The sequence below is a fragment of the Thermomonospora cellulosilytica genome, from assembly GCF_014138835.1.
GTDB lineage: Bacteria > Actinomycetota > Actinomycetes > Streptosporangiales > Streptosporangiaceae > Thermomonospora > Thermomonospora amylolytica.
In genome coordinates, this window is sequence record NZ_JACJII010000001.1 from 4,206,835 (window position 1) to 4,222,805 (window position 15,971).

14 protein-coding genes are annotated in these 15,971 nt (G+C 74.3%); 7 read left to right on the top strand and 7 right to left on the bottom strand.

Going from position 1 to position 15,971, the window contains the following annotated elements; translation table 11 throughout:
• Positions 1-11: 11 nt before the first annotated feature.
• Together HNR21_RS19775 and HNR21_RS19780 are read left to right on the top strand one after the other, a co-directional pair.
• Positions 12-1,775: a fatty acyl-AMP ligase gene (locus HNR21_RS19775; protein ID WP_119730818.1), complete on the top strand. Its 1,764-nt coding sequence runs from the start codon at positions 12-14 to the stop codon at positions 1,773-1,775.
• Positions 1,776-1,805: 30 nt separating this feature from the next.
• Positions 1,806-2,138 (top strand): ArsR/SmtB family transcription factor, encoded by a 333-nt coding sequence (locus tag HNR21_RS19780; RefSeq protein ID WP_119730817.1) that lies wholly within the window; start codon positions 1,806-1,808, stop codon positions 2,136-2,138.
• A gap of 7 nt (positions 2,139-2,145) precedes the next feature.
• On the opposite strand, the gene HNR21_RS19785 is transcribed toward HNR21_RS19780, so the two are convergent.
• The 3 genes from HNR21_RS19785 to HNR21_RS19795 form a co-directional block, all read right to left on the bottom strand.
• Positions 2,146-2,991 carry a DUF4253 domain-containing protein gene (locus HNR21_RS19785; protein WP_119730816.1) on the bottom strand — a complete coding sequence of 282 codons (846 nt, stop codon included), beginning with the start codon at positions 2,989-2,991 and terminating at the stop codon, positions 2,146-2,148.
• A 146-nt stretch (positions 2,992-3,137) separates the two neighbouring features.
• The gene (locus tag HNR21_RS19790) at positions 3,138-3,614 is read right to left on the bottom strand and encodes a luciferase domain-containing protein (RefSeq protein ID WP_157996055.1); all 477 of its coding nucleotides are present in this window, start codon (positions 3,612-3,614) and stop codon (positions 3,138-3,140) included.
• Positions 3,615-3,746: 132 nt separating this feature from the next.
• Positions 3,747-4,148 carry an ATP-binding protein gene (locus HNR21_RS19795; RefSeq protein ID WP_157996054.1) on the bottom strand — a complete coding sequence of 134 codons (402 nt, stop codon included), beginning with the start codon at positions 4,146-4,148 and terminating at the stop codon, positions 3,747-3,749.
• Positions 4,149-4,670: 522 nt separating this feature from the next.
• Between HNR21_RS19795 and HNR21_RS19800 the strand changes: the two genes are divergently transcribed.
• Together HNR21_RS19800 and HNR21_RS19805 are read left to right on the top strand one after the other, a co-directional pair.
• Positions 4,671-5,687 (top strand): 3-oxoacyl-ACP synthase III family protein, encoded by a 1,017-nt coding sequence (locus tag HNR21_RS19800; protein ID WP_119730813.1) that lies wholly within the window; start codon positions 4,671-4,673, stop codon positions 5,685-5,687.
• 3 nt (positions 5,688-5,690) lie between these two features.
• Positions 5,691-8,024 (top strand): AMP-binding protein, encoded by a 2,334-nt coding sequence (locus HNR21_RS19805; protein ID WP_246442267.1) that lies wholly within the window; start codon positions 5,691-5,693, stop codon positions 8,022-8,024.
• Positions 8,025-8,136: 112 nt separating this feature from the next.
• Here the strand turns inward: HNR21_RS19805 and HNR21_RS19810 are convergent, their stop codons facing one another.
• A complete protein-coding gene (locus HNR21_RS19810) occupies positions 8,137-8,808 on the bottom strand; it encodes a TetR/AcrR family transcriptional regulator (RefSeq protein WP_182706361.1) in 672 nt (223 codons plus the stop codon).
• Positions 8,805-10,028 (bottom strand): acyl-CoA dehydrogenase family protein, encoded by a 1,224-nt coding sequence (locus HNR21_RS19815; RefSeq protein WP_182706362.1) that lies wholly within the window; start codon positions 10,026-10,028, stop codon positions 8,805-8,807. Before HNR21_RS19815 ends, HNR21_RS19810 begins: the two co-directional genes overlap by 4 nt.
• A gap of 58 nt (positions 10,029-10,086) precedes the next feature.
• Between HNR21_RS19815 and HNR21_RS19820 the strand changes: the two genes are divergently transcribed.
• The 3 genes from HNR21_RS19820 (at position 10,087) to pta (ending at position 13,994) form a co-directional block, all read left to right on the top strand.
• Positions 10,087-10,848, top strand: a complete 762-nt coding sequence (locus HNR21_RS19820) for an SDR family oxidoreductase (protein WP_182706363.1) — start codon at positions 10,087-10,089, stop codon at positions 10,846-10,848.
• 20 nt (positions 10,849-10,868) lie between these two features.
• Positions 10,869-11,825: a quinone oxidoreductase family protein gene (locus tag HNR21_RS19825; protein ID WP_182706364.1), complete on the top strand. Its 957-nt coding sequence runs from the start codon at positions 10,869-10,871 to the stop codon at positions 11,823-11,825.
• Between the two features lie 126 nt (positions 11,826-11,951).
• Positions 11,952-13,994: a phosphate acetyltransferase gene (gene pta / locus HNR21_RS19830; RefSeq protein WP_119730808.1), complete on the top strand. Its 2,043-nt coding sequence runs from the start codon at positions 11,952-11,954 to the stop codon at positions 13,992-13,994.
• Here the strand turns inward: pta and HNR21_RS19835 are convergent.
• Positions 13,970-14,644, bottom strand: a complete 675-nt coding sequence (locus HNR21_RS19835; protein WP_119732127.1) for a response regulator — start codon at positions 14,642-14,644, stop codon at positions 13,970-13,972. The two genes, pta and HNR21_RS19835, sit on opposite strands and share 25 nt — an antisense overlap.
• 30 nt (positions 14,645-14,674) lie before the next feature.
• On the bottom strand, positions 14,675-15,946 hold the full coding sequence (locus tag HNR21_RS19840; protein ID WP_233358747.1) for a sensor histidine kinase: 1,272 nt from the start codon (positions 15,944-15,946) through the stop codon (positions 14,675-14,677).
• Positions 15,947-15,971 lie beyond the last annotated feature (25 nt).

Here is a 15,971-nt window from a genome sequence, read left to right on the forward strand (position 1 = left end):
TGGAGACCCGCATGACCGTACGGCCCCTTCCCGACATCGACCGCACGCCCCTGATCACCCGGCTCGGGCGGTGGGCGCAGGAGTACCCCGATGAGCGCGCCTACACCTTCGTGGACTACGGCACCGACATCGACGGCGTCCCGATCGACCTGACCTGGGGAGAGCTGGACCGCAGGGCCCGGGCGGTCGCCGCGGCGATCCGCGGCGAGTGCGAGCCCGGCCGGCGGGCGGCGATCCTGATGCCGCAGTGCATGGAGTACGTGATCGCGTTCTTCGGCGCCATGTACGCCCGGGTCGTCGGCGTGCCGCTGTTCTCCCCGGACCTGCCCGGCCACGCCGAACGCCTGCTGGCCGTCTACACCGACGCCGACCCGGAGTGCGTCCTGACCACCGCGGCGGTGCTGCCCCAGGTCGAGGCGTTCCTGGACCAGAACCCGGTGCCGCGGCCCAAGCGGATCGTGGTGGTCGACCGGATCGACGAGGACGCCGGCTGGGACCCCGAGCCCATCTCCCCGGACGACGTCGCCTACCTGCAGTACACCTCCGGCTCCACCCGCACCCCCGCCGGCGTGATCATCACCCACGGCAACTTCGCCGCCAACGCCGTCCAGTTGTGGGGGGCGTTCAACGGGACGCCGCGCACCTCCACCGGGGTCATGTGGCTGCCGCTGTTCCACGACATGGGGCTGGTGTCGGTGTGCGGGCTGCCGCTGGTGTACGGCAACCCCGGCACGTTCATGGACCCGGTGGCGTTCATCATGCGCCCGGTCCGCTGGCTGGAGATGCTCAGCCGCTACCGGGACGTGTTCACCGGCGGCCCCAACTTCGCCTACGAGTACCTCACCGCCACCGTCACCGAGGAGGAGAAGGCAAAGCTCGACCTCGGCGGCGTCTCGGTGTTCATGAACGGCGCCGAGCCCATCCGGCCCAGCACCATGCAGGACTTCCTGGCGGCGTTCTCCGGCTGCGGGGTGAGGCCCGAGGCGCAGGTCCCCGCCTACGGGCTGGCCGAGGCCACGGTCTACGTCACCGCCTCACGGCGTGACCGGCGGCCGACCGTCACGGCGTTCGACCGGGAGGGGCTCGAGCAGGGGGTGGCGCGCCCCTGCGCACCGGACGACGAGAACGCCTCCCTGCTCGTCGGCTGCGGCGCGCCGTGGGGGCAGCACGTCATCGTGGTCGACCCGGAGACCCGGGTGGCCAGGCCGGACGGGCACGTGGGGGAGATCTGGGTGCACGGGCCCAACGTGGCGGGCGGCTACTGGGGGAGGCCGGAGACCACGGCGGAGGTCTTCCAGGCCGCCCTCGCCGAACCGGTCGAGGGCCTGCCGGAAGGGCCGTGGCTGCGCACCGGGGACCTGGGCCTGTGGCACGACGGCGAGATCTACGTGACCGGCCGGATCAAGGACCTCATCATCGTCGACGGCCGCAACCACTACCCGCAGGACCTGGAGTACACCGCCTGCACCGCGCACAAGGCGATCCGCCGCGACTACGCGGCGGCGTTCGCGGTCACCGGCGACGACACCGAGGGGCTGGTGATCATCGCCGAGCGCAACCGGCGGGTGCCCGTCGCCCGGCTCGACCTGGACGAGGTGGCCGCCGCCGTGCGCGCGGCCGTCAAGCTCCGGCACGACGTGGCGCTGCGGGACTTCGTGCTGCTGGAGCCCGGCGGCCTGCCGCGGACCAGCAGCGCCAAGGTCGCCCGGTCGGCCTGCCGGCAGGCGTATCTGGCCGGCGCGCTCGCCGTCACCAGGCCGTACCGGGACGCCTGACACGCGGTGAACGTGCCGTAGGGTGGCCTCATGGCCGTGTTGCACCATCCCGCACGCGAGCAGATCAGGCTCGTGGACGTGATGTACGCCCTGGGCCACCCCATCCGGTTCGGCATCGTGCGGGCCCTGGCCTCGGGTCAGGAGACGTCCTGCGGGGCGATCGACGTCCCCGCCCCCAAGTCCACCCTCACCACCCACTGGCGGGTGCTGCGCGAGAGCGGCGTGATCCGCCAGCGGCCCGAGGGGCGCAAGCTGTATCTGACGCTGCGCCGCGACGACCTGGACGCCCGCTTCCCCGGGCTGCTGGACCTGGTGCTCGCCGAGGACCACGAGCCCGCCTCCGACGGCGAGCTGGTGCCCTGAGGGCCGGTCAGTCCCACCAGAACGACCATGCGGTCTTGCCGCGGATCTCCTCGGCGTACCCGGCCAGCGTCCCCGGGCCCTGGAACATCGTGTCCGGGCAGAACGCCCAGTGCTCGGCGGCCACCTGCAGGGCGTGCCGCGCCGTCAGCGGCGGCGCGGCCACGCTCAGGTCCAGGGTGTTGAAGCCCAGCCCCACCACCCGGACCCCGAACCGGTCCTCCCAGCCGCGCACCACCGCCGCCAGCGGGGCGGTCCACTCGTTGTGGTTGAGCGCCCCCTGCCAGCCCATCGCGGTCAGCGCGTCCGCGCCGCGCTCCACGGCCGCCAGGCCCAGCGACAGGCCCCGGCGGGCGAGCGTGCGGGCGTACTGGTCGGCGAGCTCGTCGGGATCGTGCACGAGCGTCCCCGGGGGCGCCAGGCCGGGGCAGTGCCGGCCGAACGGCTCCAGCTCGGAGTAGTCCTCGTCGGGCTGCTGGGCGCACCAGTCGGCCCACACCTCGGCCATGAACGCCGCCGGGTCGTAGTTGTCGATCTCCGTCACCGGCTCGGGCGCCACCTGGCCCGCCGACCACGGCTGGGTGGACTCGTCCAGCAGCACCGGCCACAGTCCCGACCGCGGGTGCTCGGCGCGCAGCGCGCTCCACAGCTCCGCCGGGACCGGGTCGTCGCTCACCCAGAACGCCGGGCGGCGCACCGGGTGGCGCTGCGGATAGCCGGGGTCGGGCCACACCACGGTCCCGGGCGGCAGCTCCACCGACAGGGCACGCCCCGCGCCCCCGTCGCTGAACAGATGCCGCAGACCGGGGGGTCGCAGGGTGGCCGGCCCGGCGGGCCGGTGCTCGAGATCATCCATGTCGGGCCGTTTCGGTGCAGAGCGTGCCATAGGTCCTGGCGTGGCAGATGTTAGTGCGGTCGGAGGCCGTGGCGGGGCCCGCGGGCCGTTCGGCGTGCATCCGTGACCGGGACGTGCCCCGCCGCGCGGGCGGGGAGGGCCGCCGGTCAGGACCGTCGCGGGTCGCCCGCGCCCAGCAGGGCGGTCCACCGGCGCAGCACGGTGCGCGCCCCGCCGGCGTCCAGATGCAGCCGGTCGGCGGCGCCGCAGCGTGGTTGGCGCGTTCCAATGATGTTGTTCACGGCCTTGATCGCGACGCTGGACAGCGCGACGACCAGCGCCACGTCGGTGTCGGTGTGCAGGCCCACCGCGACCCACTCCCCGCCGGGCTGCACCGTCACCCGCCCGGTCTCCACCAGCGGCTTGCGCAGCCGGGCGATCACCGGCCGGGTCAGCAGCAGCTGCGCCTCGTTGGGCGCGTGCAGGTGCAGGAACTGCCGGTCGTCGCTGATGTGCAGGAAACCCGCGCCGACGCCGCACACCGCCGGGGCGCCCCAGACCCCGGGCCAGGCGATCAACCGTTCCATCACCCGGTCGGCGAAGGAGGTCGTGCCGCTCCCGCTGGCAGTCCCGTTGGCAGCCACACGGCTATGGTCGCCGTGAACGCCAGGGCCCGGAACCGCCTGAGTCGAAATCGTTATCGCCTTCGTCGGATTGCGGCCACTTCGCGTACGCCCGGCCGTCGCCGGGCCCGGACGGCCGTGCCGGCGGGGCGTTCAGGAGCCGGGGGCGTCGAGTTCGAACCAGGCGGTCAGCCCGGCGCCGGTGCGCACGTGGTCCCACCGGCTGGCCAGCCGGTCCACCAGGAACAGGCCCCGGCCGCCCTCGGCGTCGGTGCCGGACTCGCGCAGCGTCGGCAGCGACCCGGATCCGGCGTCGGTGACCTCGATGCGCACCCCGGCGTCGGACTCCAGCACCACCACGGTGATCGGGCCCGTGCCGTGCACGACGCCGTTGGTGACGACCTCGCTGGTGAGCAGGACCGCGGTCTCCCGTTCGGGATGGTGGCGCAGGGTGTGGCCGACGAACCTGCGCGCCTGCGCGACGTCCTCGGCGCCGCCGTCGAACGTCAGGATCCCGCGGACGGCGCCTACGGGTCCTATCCTGCCTGCCGGCATCATGACCTCCCCGTGCGGCTCAGGGCGTACGTCATGGCGTGGCCGTACCGGCTGACCGACTTGACCCGTCATGACGACGCACCCGCCTCTCCGCCGACCGGACACTCCCGCGGGCCCGGCGCGCCGGGGGCCGGCGGGACCCGCCCGATCCGCTCCGGCCGCGGGCGGCCGGCCGGGCGGCCCGTCATCGGGCACGCGGCGCCGTGGAGCAGGTGAGTGCCTGGTGTCGGCGATATGAACGATGGCAGCCGGGCAGGGATGTCCGGCCGGTCGCCCGCGACGAACTATCGCCTTCTTGCGCGGAGCCGGTAAAATTCCAAAGATTTTCCTTCCGGTTCATCCGGTGATCGTCGACCGCGATCCGGTAAACACTCCCGGCCGGGCCACCGGGATCGGTTTGCCGACCCGGCGACCGGTGTGATCTGGTATTTACGCACAGCAAAAAAGATCATGGTCTTTCGGTGGCCGTGCGCGGCGGCCATCCTGCCTGGCACACCAGGGACCGTGCCGAGAGGGGACGCGATGATCGAGCGCGCGGTCCGGGTCGGCGTGACGGGGGTGACCGCCGTGCTGCCCGAGCGCACGGTGACCAGCGCCGAGATCGAGGAGCGGATCGCCCGCGACAGCGCCGGCTACCGGCCGCTGCCCGGCATCGTCGCCCGGATGACCGGGATCGGCGCCCGGCACGTGGCCGGCGACGACGAGCAGGCCTCCGACCTGGCGGCGCGGGCCGCCCGGCGGCTGCTGGCCGAGCGGGGCCTGACGCCCGGCGACGTGGACCTGCTGATCTTCGGGTCGGCCAGCCGCGACCTGGTCGAGCCCGCCACCGCGCACATCGTGTCCAGCAAGCTCGGCACGACCTGCCCGGTGTTCGACATCGCCAACGCCTGCAACAGCTTCCTCAACGCCGTGCAGATCGGCGAGGCGCTGATCCAGGCCGGGCAGTACGCCCGGGTGCTGGTGTGCACCGGCGAGGTGCCGTCCCGGGCGATCCGCTGGAACGTCCGCGACCTGCGGCAGTTCGTCGAGGCGTTCCCCGGCTACACCCTCTCGGACGGCGGCGCCGCCGCGCTGCTGGAGCCGGTGCCGCGCGGCGGGATCTTCCACCGGGCCTTCGACGCCGACTCCACCGTCTGGGACGTCGGCACCCTTCCCGGGGGCGGCACCATGCACCCCCGCGACATCGACAAGACCTACTTCCACGCCGACGGGCGGCGGCTGCGCGACGCGTTCCTGGCGATGGGCACCGGGCTGTTCGACAAGGCGCTCGCCGACACCGGGCTGAGCTGGGACGACTTCGCCGTCGTGTGCGTCCACCAGGTCGCCGTGCCGTACCTGGAGATGCTGCGCGAGCAGACCGGCATCCCCGCCGACCGGCTGGTGGTCACGCTGCCCGAGCACGGCAACCTGGCGTCGGCGACGCTGCCGCTGCAGCTGTCGGCCGCGATCGAGGCCGGCCGCTGCGGGCCGGGGGACAAGGCGGCGCTGCTCGGGCTGGCCGGGGGGGTCAGCCTCGGCGTGGTGTTCCTGGAGCTGTAGCCGATGAAGCTGTGGGTCGTCGTGCCCGCCTACAACGAGGCGGCGGGCATCACCGCGACGCTGGAGGCCATCGCCCGTCAGGACCGACGGCCCGACGGGGTGGTGGTCGTGGACAACGCCAGCACCGACGGCACCGCCGCCGTCGTGCGGGCGTTCGCCGCGGAGCATCCCGGGCTGCGGCTGGAACTGCTGCACGAGTCGCAGAAGGGCACCGGCTCGGCCGCCGACACCGGGATGCGGCACGCCATCGCCTGCGGCGCCACCCATCTGGCCCGCACCGACGCCGACTGCCTGCCGCCGCCGCACTGGACCGCCGCGATCGCCCGGGCGTTCGACGACGGGCTGGAGATGGTCGCCGGGGGGCTGCGGCCCCGCACCGACGAGTTCCCCCTCACCTGGCGGGAACGGCGGCTGCTGCCGCTGCTGCAGGAGGCGGCGGCGCTGTTCGGGCGGTGGCGTCCCGGCAACCGCGGCCCCGACTACCTCGGCCCGTACGTGATGAGCCCCGCCTGCACGCTGGGGATCACCGCCGACCTGTACGAGCGGTCCGGCGGCTTCCCCCGCGCGCCGATCGAGGAGGTCCACGACGACCGGGTGCTGGTCAACCGCGTCCGCAAGGTGACCCGCGCCTACGGCCGCCGCCGTGACGTGTGGGTGTACTGGTCGATGCGCCGCGCCCGCGCCTACGGGCTGCGCGGCACCCTGGCCTGGTACGCCCGCCACGGCAACCACCGGCCCGAGGTCGTCGACGTGCGCCTGCCCGCCACACGACCGAAGCCCCCCGCCTACACCCCCCGGCCGCCCCGCACGGTCGACGACGCCGACCTGGTCGGCCGGGTCCTGGCGCGGGCCGAACGCGACCCCGGCGCGGTGGCGCTGGTGCACGGCCCGCGCGACCGCGAGATGACCTACGGGGAGCTGCGGCACCGGGTGCTGGCCGTGACGCACGGGCTGCGCCGGGCGGGCCTGCGTCCCGGAGACGGCGTGCTGGTCGGGGTGCGGCACTCGGCGGAGACCGTGATCATCGCGCTGTCGGTGGTCGCCGCCGGGGGCACCCTGGTGATCGTCGACCCCGGGGCGGGCCCGGAGATGTTCGCCGCCCGGCTGCGCGCCGCCCGCCCCCGCTGGGTGATCGCCGAGTCCGCGCTGTACTCCCTCAACCGGATCCGCGCCCTGCGCGGGGTCGCGCGCCGCGCGGGCCTGTACCTGCCGGGGGTGACCGACCCGCGGATGCGGCACGTGCACGTCGGCCCGCGGCTGCCCGGCGTCCCGGCCGGGGCGCTGGACCTCGCCGACCTGATGCGCGGTCCCGCGCCCGAACCCGCCCACCGGCGCGACCCGCGGGCCCCGGCCGTGGTGGTCTTCACCTCCGGCACCACCTCCCGGCCGCGCGGCGTCGTGCACTCGGCGGCCTCGCTGGCGGCGGGCCTGGAACTGTGCCGCGAACGGTTCCCGCTGGGCCCCGGCGACGTGGTCCACGACGCGGGGTTCATGCTGGGGCTGCCCGCCCTCATCGCCGGGGCGCGCTGGTCCATCCCGTCCGGCCGCGACCCGGTCGACGGGTTCCTGCCGGAGGTGGCGCGGCGCGGCGTGACCCACGCGTTCTGCGTCCCGGTGCACCTGGCGCGGATGCTGGAGGCGACCGACCGGCTGCCCGGATCGCTGCGGCACCTGCTGCTGGGCTCGGCGCCCGTCCCGCCGGGCGTGCTGCGGCGGGCGCTGGCCGCGGCGGGGGAGGGCACCGAGATCCTGTCGGTGTACGCGATGACCGAGATGCTGCCGGTGTCGGTCGCCGACGCCGGGGAGAAGTTCGCGCACTGGGACTCCGGCGCCGACGGCGACCTGCTCGGCGCGCCGCTGCCCGGGGTGAGCGCCCGGATCGCCGACGACGGCGAGCTGCTGCTGCGCGGCCCCAACACCTGCCTGGGCTACCTGGGGGAGCCGCCGCTGGAGTGGCTGCACACCGGTGACCTGGCCCGCCTGGACGACCGGGGCCGGCTGGTGATGCTGGGCCGCAAGAAGGACATGCTGATCCGCGGCTCGGTCAACATCTACCCGGGCCTGTACGAGCCCGCCATCGCCGCGCTCCCCGGCGTCGCCGAGGCCGCCATGGTCGGCCTGCCCGACCCGGAGACCCTCGACGAGGAGGTCGTGGTCGCGGTGCTGCCGGACGGCAGCGTGCCCGCCGAGACGCTGCCGGACCGGATCAAGCAGGCGCTGCCGGAGGTCATCGACGCCGGAGCCCTGCCGGACCGGATCGTGGTGCTCCCCGGCTTCCCCCGCACCGGCCGCTCACACAAACTCGACCGGGCGGCGCTGCGGACGCTGGTCAGATGATCCGGCCGGGGGTCCAGAGGGCGGAACCCCCGGATATCCGCGCCGGGCCGGCCCGCCCGCAGTGAGCGGGGACGGACCGGCGGAGGCTGTAGGGGTCGTCCCCCTACGATGATCAGTCCTCGAAACGGACCCGTTCGCCCGAGCGCAGGCGGTCCAGGCCGAGCCAGATGAACTCGACGGCCATCTCCTCGGCCTTGCGGCGCGGGGTGTCGGGGTGCTCCAGCCACCACGACACCATCGACAGCATCGAGCCGTACATCAGCGGGACCAGCAGCCGGGCGCGGCGCTCGTTGGCGGCGAGCTGGGCGGGGGTCAGCGCCGGGTTGGCGCGGCGGCGGCGCAGCAGCAGGTCGGCGAACGCCTCGCCGAGCCGGTCGCGCAGCTCGCGCAGGTCGTCGCCGACCTCCGGCTTGTCCAGGTGCCGCACCACCAGCGCCCATCCGGCCGGCTCGGCGGTGGCGTAGTCGAACAGCGTCCGCACCATGGCGCGGATGCCCTCCACGGGGGACCCCTTGGGCGCGACCGCGGTGACCGCCTGCCGCATCCGTTCGGTCAGCTCGGTGACGATGGCGCCCGCCACCTCCGCGAACAACTGCTCCTTGGAGGTGAAGTGCTGGTACAGCAGCGCCTTGGACACTCCCGCCGCCGAGGCGACGTGCTCCATCTGGGTGAGGTGGAAACCGCGCCGCCCGAACTCGCCGAGCGCCGCCGCGAGCAGTTGCTCGCGGCGACGGGCGTGGGTCATCCGCTGCCGGATCCCGGCGTCCCCCGTGGTGTTCGTCATTTGCCGAGATACTTACCCAGCTCGGCGCGGGCCACCGAGCGCACGTGCACCTCGTCGGGACCGTCGGCGATGCGCAGGGTGCGCAGCGAGGCGTACATCCGGGCGAGCGGGGTGTCGCCGCTGACGCCGGCCGCCCCGTGCACCTGGATGGCGCGGTCCACGACCTCCAGCGCGACCCGCGGCACGACCACCTTGATCGCGGCGATCTCGCTGCGGGCGGCCCTGACCCCGTACTTGTCGATCATCCAGGCGGTCTTGAGGGTGAGCAGCCGGGCCTGCTCGATCGCCATCCGGGACTCGGCGATCTGCTGCTGCACCACGCCCTGCTGGGCCAGCGGCTTGCCGAACGCCACCCGGGAGACGGCGCGCTCGCACATCAGCTCCAGCGCCCGCTCCGCGCCGCCGAGGGCGCGCATGCAGTGGTGGATGCGGCCGGGGCCGAGGCGGGCCTGGGCGATGGCGAAGCCGCCGCCCTCCTCGCCGACCAGGTTCTCCACCGGGACGCGCACGTCGGTGAACGTGATCTCGCAGTGCCCGTGCTGGTCCCAGTAGCCGAACACGGGCAGCGGCCGGACCACCTCGACCCCGGGGGTGTCCATCGGCACCAGCACCATGGACTGCTGGCGGTACGGATCGCCGTCGGGGTCGGTCTTGCCCATGACGATCATTATCTTGCAGCGCGGGTCGGCGGTCCCGGTGATCCACCATTTGCGGCCGTTGATGACGTAGTGGTCGCCGTCCCGCTCGATCCGGGTGCCGATGTTGCGGGCGTCGGAGGAGGCCACGGCCGGCTCGGTCATCGCGAACGCCGAGCGGATCTCGCCGTCCATCAGCGGCTTGAGCCAGCGTTCCTTCTGCTCGGGGGTGCCGAACATGTGCAGCACCTCCATGTTGCCGGTGTCCGGCGCGGCGCAGTTGGTGGCCTCCGGCGCCAGGTGCGGGGAGCGGCCGGTGAGCTCGGCCAGCGAGGCGTAGTCGGTGACGGTCAGGCCGTGCGCGGGGTCGTCGGCGTCGGGCAGGAAGAGGTTCCACAGGCCGCGCTTGCGGGCCTCGACCTTCAGCTCCTCCACCACCGGCGGGACGGTGCCCTCCCGCCCGGCGGCGATCAGCTCGGCCCGCTGGGCCTCGTACACCGGCTCGGCCGGGTAGACGTGCTCGTCCATGAATTCCTGCAGGCGACCCAGGTATTCCTGGGCCCGGGGGCTCAAACCGAAGTCCATGGCGTTACAGTAACTGACGCGTCAGTCACTTACGAGCATCGGGGCACTGGAGGTGCACATGGACGCGACGAGCCGGCCGGGGCGGAGCCACGCCGGGAAGGTCGCCTGGATCACCGGGGGCGCCAACGGCATCGGGGCGGCCGTCGCCCGCCGACTGGCCGGGGAGGGCGCGCACGTCCTGCTGGCCGACATCGACACCGAGCGCGGCACCGCGCTGGCCAAGGAGCTGGACGGCGCGTTCGTGCGCTGCGACGTGCGCGAGCCGGAGGACAGCAAGGCCGCCGTCGCCGCCGCGGTGGAGCGGTTCGGCGGGCTGGACATCGCGTTCCTGAACGCCGGGGTCGCCCAGCGGACCGGGATCGGCGGCGACTTCGACATCGCGGCCTACCGGCGCGCCATGGCGATCAACCTCGACGGCGTGGTCTACGGCGTGGACGCCGCCCTGCCGGCGCTGCGCGCCCGCGGCGGCGGGGACATCATCGCCACCGCCAGCATGGCCGGTCTGGTCGCCACCCCGTTCGACCCGATCTACGGCGCCAACAAGGCCGCCGTGGTCGGGCTGGTGCGCGCGCTGGGCCCCAACCACCTGCCGGAGAACATCCGCGTCAACGCCCTGTGCCCCTCGTTCGCCGACACCGACATCATCGCCGGCACCCGGGAGGACCTGGAGAAGGCCGGCTTCCCCATCCTGGAGGTCGCCGACGTGGTGGAGGCGTTCATGGCGATCCTGGGTTCGGACGGCGCGGGCGAGGCATGGTTCGTGGTCAAGGGCCGTCCGTCCGAGCCGTTCCGCTTCCGCGGCGCGCCCGGCCCCCGCTGATCGAAAGGAGCAACGTCGCGATGCGCGCGATCCAGATAACCGAGTTCGGCGGCCCCGAGGTGCTGCGGCCCGCCGAGCTGCCCCGTCCCGAACCCGGCCCCGACGAGGTGCTGATCGAGGTCTCCCGGGCGGGCGTCAACTACGCCGACACCCACCAGGCCGAGAACAGCTACCTGAGCCGCTCCACCCTGCCGATGGTGCCCGGCGGCGAGGTCGTCGGACGCACCCCCGACGGCCGCCGCGTGGTGGCGCTGGTCGGGTCCGGCGGGTACGCCGAGTACGCGACCGCCCCCAAGGCCATGACCTGGGACGTGCCCGAGGAGATCGACGACGTCACCGCGCTGGCCATGGTGGTGCAGGGCGCCTCCGCCTGGGTGCTGCTGCGCCGCAGCACCCACATGGCCCCGGGCGAGTCCGTCGTGGTGCACGCCGCCGCCGGTGGAGTCGGCAGCCTCGCCGTCCAGCTCGCCAAGGCCTGGGGCGCGGGCCGCGTCATCGCCACCGCCTCCTCCAAGGAGAAGCGCGACCTGGCCCTGGAGCTGGGCGCCGACGTGGCGGTGGACGCCGGCGTGGAGGACATGAAGGCCGCCCTCATCGAGGCCAACGAGGGCCGCCGGGTCGACGTGGTGCTGGAGATGACCGGCGGCGCCGTCACCGACCAGAGCCTGCACGCGCTGGCCCCGTTCGGGCGGCTGGCGTTCTACGGGATGGCCTCCCGCAGGCCCCCGACGCCGGTCCAGCCCGCCAGCCTGATGGCGCACTCCACCACGATCGCCGGGATGTGGCTGGCGCACGTGTTCCGGCTGCCCGGCGACGTCATGCGCACCGCCCTGGACGAGCTGTTCGCCCTGGCCGCCGAGGGACGGCTGCGGGTGGTCAAGGGCGGCGAGTACGGGCTGAGCGAGGCCCGCACGGCGCACGAGGAGCTGCGCGCCCGCCGTACCGTGGGCAAACTCGTCCTCGACCCGTCCCGCTGAGCACGTCACAGAGCACGTAATCTGGCTGCGTCTGCGCGCACCCGGCGCTTTTGCCGCCGGGTGCGCGGGCCCCGTTGACCGAAACCGGGGATACGGGCTTCCCTCCGATTCTGGGACGATCACCCTATGACGTGTGGGGTCTACGTCGCGGCCGGTGACGCCGCCAGTCTCAAGGCGACGATCGCCCTGGGCCTGACCGAGCTGCTGTCCCGGCAGGTCGGGTCGGTCGGGGTGTTCCGCCCGGTGGTCCGCCGGGGCGCCCGCGACGACCTGGTGGAGACGCTGCGCGGCCGGTTCAAGCTGTCGTGCGCCTACGCCGACTGCGTCGGGGTCACCTACGACGACCTGCACGCCGACCGCGAGGCCGCGGTCCGCGAGATCGAGGACCGCTACCGCAGGCTGGCCGCGCGGTGCGAGGCGGTCGTGGTGGTCGGCACCGACCACAGCGACGTCGGCGCGCCCGCCCCCGCCGGATTCGACGCCGCCGTCAGCGCGCTGCTGGACGTTCCGGTGATCTGCGTGGTCAACGGGCTGGAACGCACCCCGCAGCAGACCGCCGCGGCGGTGGACCTGACCGTCAAGGAGACCCGCGGCGAGGGCGCCGACCCGCTGGCCGTCGTCGTCACCCGCGTTCCGCCCAAGCGGCTGGAGGAGGTCCGCGCGGCCTGCGCCCGGTCCGACGACCTGCCGGTGTACGCGCTGCCGGAGGCGGCCCGGCTGGACAAGCCGACCATCAGCGCGCTGATGGACGCCTGCGACGGCTACCTGATGCTGGGGGAGGACCACCAGCTCGGCCGGGAGGCGTCCGGGCTGATGGTGGGCGCGATGACGCTGCCCAACATCCTCAACCGGCTCACCGACGGCGTGGCCGTGCTGATCCCCTCCGACCGGGCCGCCGGGCTGCTGCCCGGCCTGCTGACCGCGCACGCCGCCCCCACCTTCCCGGCGCTGTCGGGGATCATCATGACCGGCGGGATGGAGCTGCCGGAGGCCGTCGCCCGGCTGCTGGACGGCATGTCGGTGCGGCTGCCGGTGATCATCACCGAGGGCGACACCTTCGAGACCGCCACCAGGCTGTCGGCCGCCACCGGCCGCCGCTTCACCCCCGACGCGCACGGCAAGATCGAGACCGCGCTGGGCCTGTTCGCCGACCACGTCGACGGGCCCGCGCTGGCCGCCCGGCTCGGGGTGCGCCGCCGTGCCGCGGTCACCCCGCTGATGTTCGAGTACGAGCTGCTGGAACGTGCCCGCGCCGACCGGCGGCGGATCGTGCTGCCCGAGGGCGACGAGCCGCGGGTGCTGCACGCCGCCGACATCCTGCTGCGCCGCGGCGTGGCCGACCTGACCCTGCTCGGCGACGAGGAGGCGATCCGCACCGAGGCCGCCGAGCTGGGCCTGGACGTGTCGGCCGCCCGGGTGGTCAGCCCGTTCGACCGGGAGCTGCGGGAACGGTTCGCGGTCGAGTACGCCCGGCTGCGCAAGCACCGCGGCGTCACCTACCGGCTGGCCCGCGACCTGGTCACCGACGTGCAGTACTTCGGGGCGCTGATGGTGCACCTCGGGCTCGCCGACGGCATGGTGTCCGGCGCGGTGCACACCACCGCGCACACCGTCCGGCCCGCCCTGGAGATCGTCAAGACCGCCCCGGACGCCGGGATCGTCTCCAGCGTCCACCTGGTCTGCCTGCCCGACCGGGTGCTGGTGTACGGGGACTGCCTGGTGGTGCCCTCACCGGACGCCCAGCGGCTGGCCGCGATCGCGCTGTCGGCCGCCGGCACCGCCCGCCGGTTCGGCATCGACCCCCGGATCGCGATCCTGGCCCGGCCCGGCGGGGCCGGCGACGGCGGGGAACGGGCGCGGGCCGTCGAGATCGTCCGCGCGCACGCCCCGGACCTGGTGGTGGAGGGGCCGGTCGCGCACGACGACGTCGCCGCCGAGGCCACCGTCTACGCCGTTCCCGACCTGGACATCGGCGACGCCCTGGTGCAGCGCCGGCGCGCCGCCGGGGCCAGCGTGATCGGCCCGGTGCTGCAGGGCCTGCGGCGGCCGGTGAACGCGCTGCCGCCGCGCGCCACGGTGCAGGACATCGTGAACGCGGTGGCGATCACCGCGATCCAGGCCCAGCCCGCCCCCGAGGTCCCCGGTCAGCCCGCCAGGCCGTTCTCGTAGGCGTACACCACGGCCTGGGTGCGGTCCCGCAGGCCCAGCTTCGTCAGCACGTGCCCGACGTGGGTCTTGACGGTCTGCTCGGCCAGCACCAGCTCCGCGGCGATCTCCGCGTTCGACAGGCCGCGCGCGATCAGCCGCAGCACGTCCAGCTCGCGCGGGGTCAGCGTGGCGGTCGCCGCCGGGCTGGGCCGCTGGTGCCGGCGGCGCCGGGCGAAGTCCCCGATCAGCCGCCGGGTGATCGACGGGGCCAGCAGCGCGTCCCCGGCCGCCACCACCCGCACCCCGTTGATCAGGTCGGCCGCCGAGGCGTCCTTGAGCAGGAACCCGCTGGCCCCCGCGCCGAGCGCCTCGTAGACGTACTCGTCCAGGTCGAACGTGGTCAGCACCAGCACCCGCGGCCCGGTGGGCGGCCCGCCGCCGGCGTCGAGCGGCGTCCCGACGATCTTCGCGGTGGCGGCCAGCCCGTCCATCTCCGGCATCCGGATGTCCATCACCACCACGTCCGGGGCCAGCTCGCCGGCCAGCGCCACGGCCTCCAGCCCGTTGCCCGCCTGCCCGACCACCTCGATGTCGGGGGCGGAGGACAGCAGGGCGGCCAGCCCGTCGCGGATCATCTCCTGATCGTCGGCGATCAGCACGCGAATGGTCACGATCACCACCCTAGGCCCGGCACGGACGGGTCAGGCGCCGCCGTAGGGCAGTTCGGCGGTCACCGTCCAGCCGGCGGGCTCGGCGGGGCCCGCCGACAGGGCGCCGCCCAGCATCGTCGCCCGCTCCCGCATCCCGACCAGCCCGTGCCCGCCGCCCGGCTCGGCCGGGGCGGTGCGCGGCCCGTCGTCGGTCACCGTCACCGCCAGCGCGGCCGGTCCGTACCTGACCTCGACCCGCACGTGGGAGCCCGGGGCGTAGCGGGCGGCGTTGCTGAGCGACTCCTGGACGATCCGGTACGCCGACAGGTCCACCCCCGCCGCCACCGGACGCGGCACCCCCACGATCACCACGTCGACCGTCAGCCCCGCCTGCCGCGCCCCGGCGACCAGGTCCTCCAGCCGTTCCAGGCCGGGCTGGGGGCGCCGTTCGGGGCCCTCGTCCTCGGCCCGCAGCAGCCCCACCACCCGGCGGGTCTCGGTCAGCGCGTCCCGGGCCGCGTCCCGCACCAGCGCGAAGGTGTCCTTGGCCGCGTCCGGCAGGTCCGGGATCTTGTACGGCGCGGCCTCGGCCTGCATCGCGATCACCGACATGTGGTGGGCCACCACGTCGTGCAGTTCCCGGGCGATCCGGGCGCGCTCCTCCAGCCGGGCCTGCCGGGCCAGGTCCCGGCGGCGCAGCGCCTCCTGCTCGGCCAGGCTCAGCTCGGCGGTGTACCGCCCGCCGACCGCGTCCCCGAAGCTCAGCGCCAGCAGCACGATCCCGGCCAGGATCAGCCCGAACCAGTCCGGCATCCCCGACACCACCACCGCCGGGACGATCAGGCCGCCGATGGTCAGCACGCCGACCCCCACCGCGACCGACCGCTCGTACCCGAGCGCGGTGAAGAAGCAGATCACCACGAACGCCAGCCAGGACGTCACCGGCCACGGCCAGAAGTACGCCCCGCGCAGCACCAGCGCCCCGGCCAGCATGCCCAGCGCGCTGATCCGCCAGGCCGCCAGCGGCCACCGCGACGCCAGCAGCAGCGGCACCGCCTGCGGCACCGCCAGCAGCAGCGCCACCGTCGGGTGCGGCGTCGGGTCGAACAGGTTCACCGGGATGGCGATCGACCCGCCGGTGAAGCCCACCGTCATGGCCAGCAGCAGGAGATGCTCGAGCAGGCGCACCCAGCGGCGGCCGGGCATCAGCCGGCGCGGCGGCTCCTTGGGCGCGCGCACGGCCGCGTCCACCACCGCCCGGCGGAACATCGCGTCGGTGAAGCCGGCCTTGTCCTGGCGGTGGCCGGCGGGCTGCTCGCTCATCGGCCACGAGCCTAGGACCGGTCCC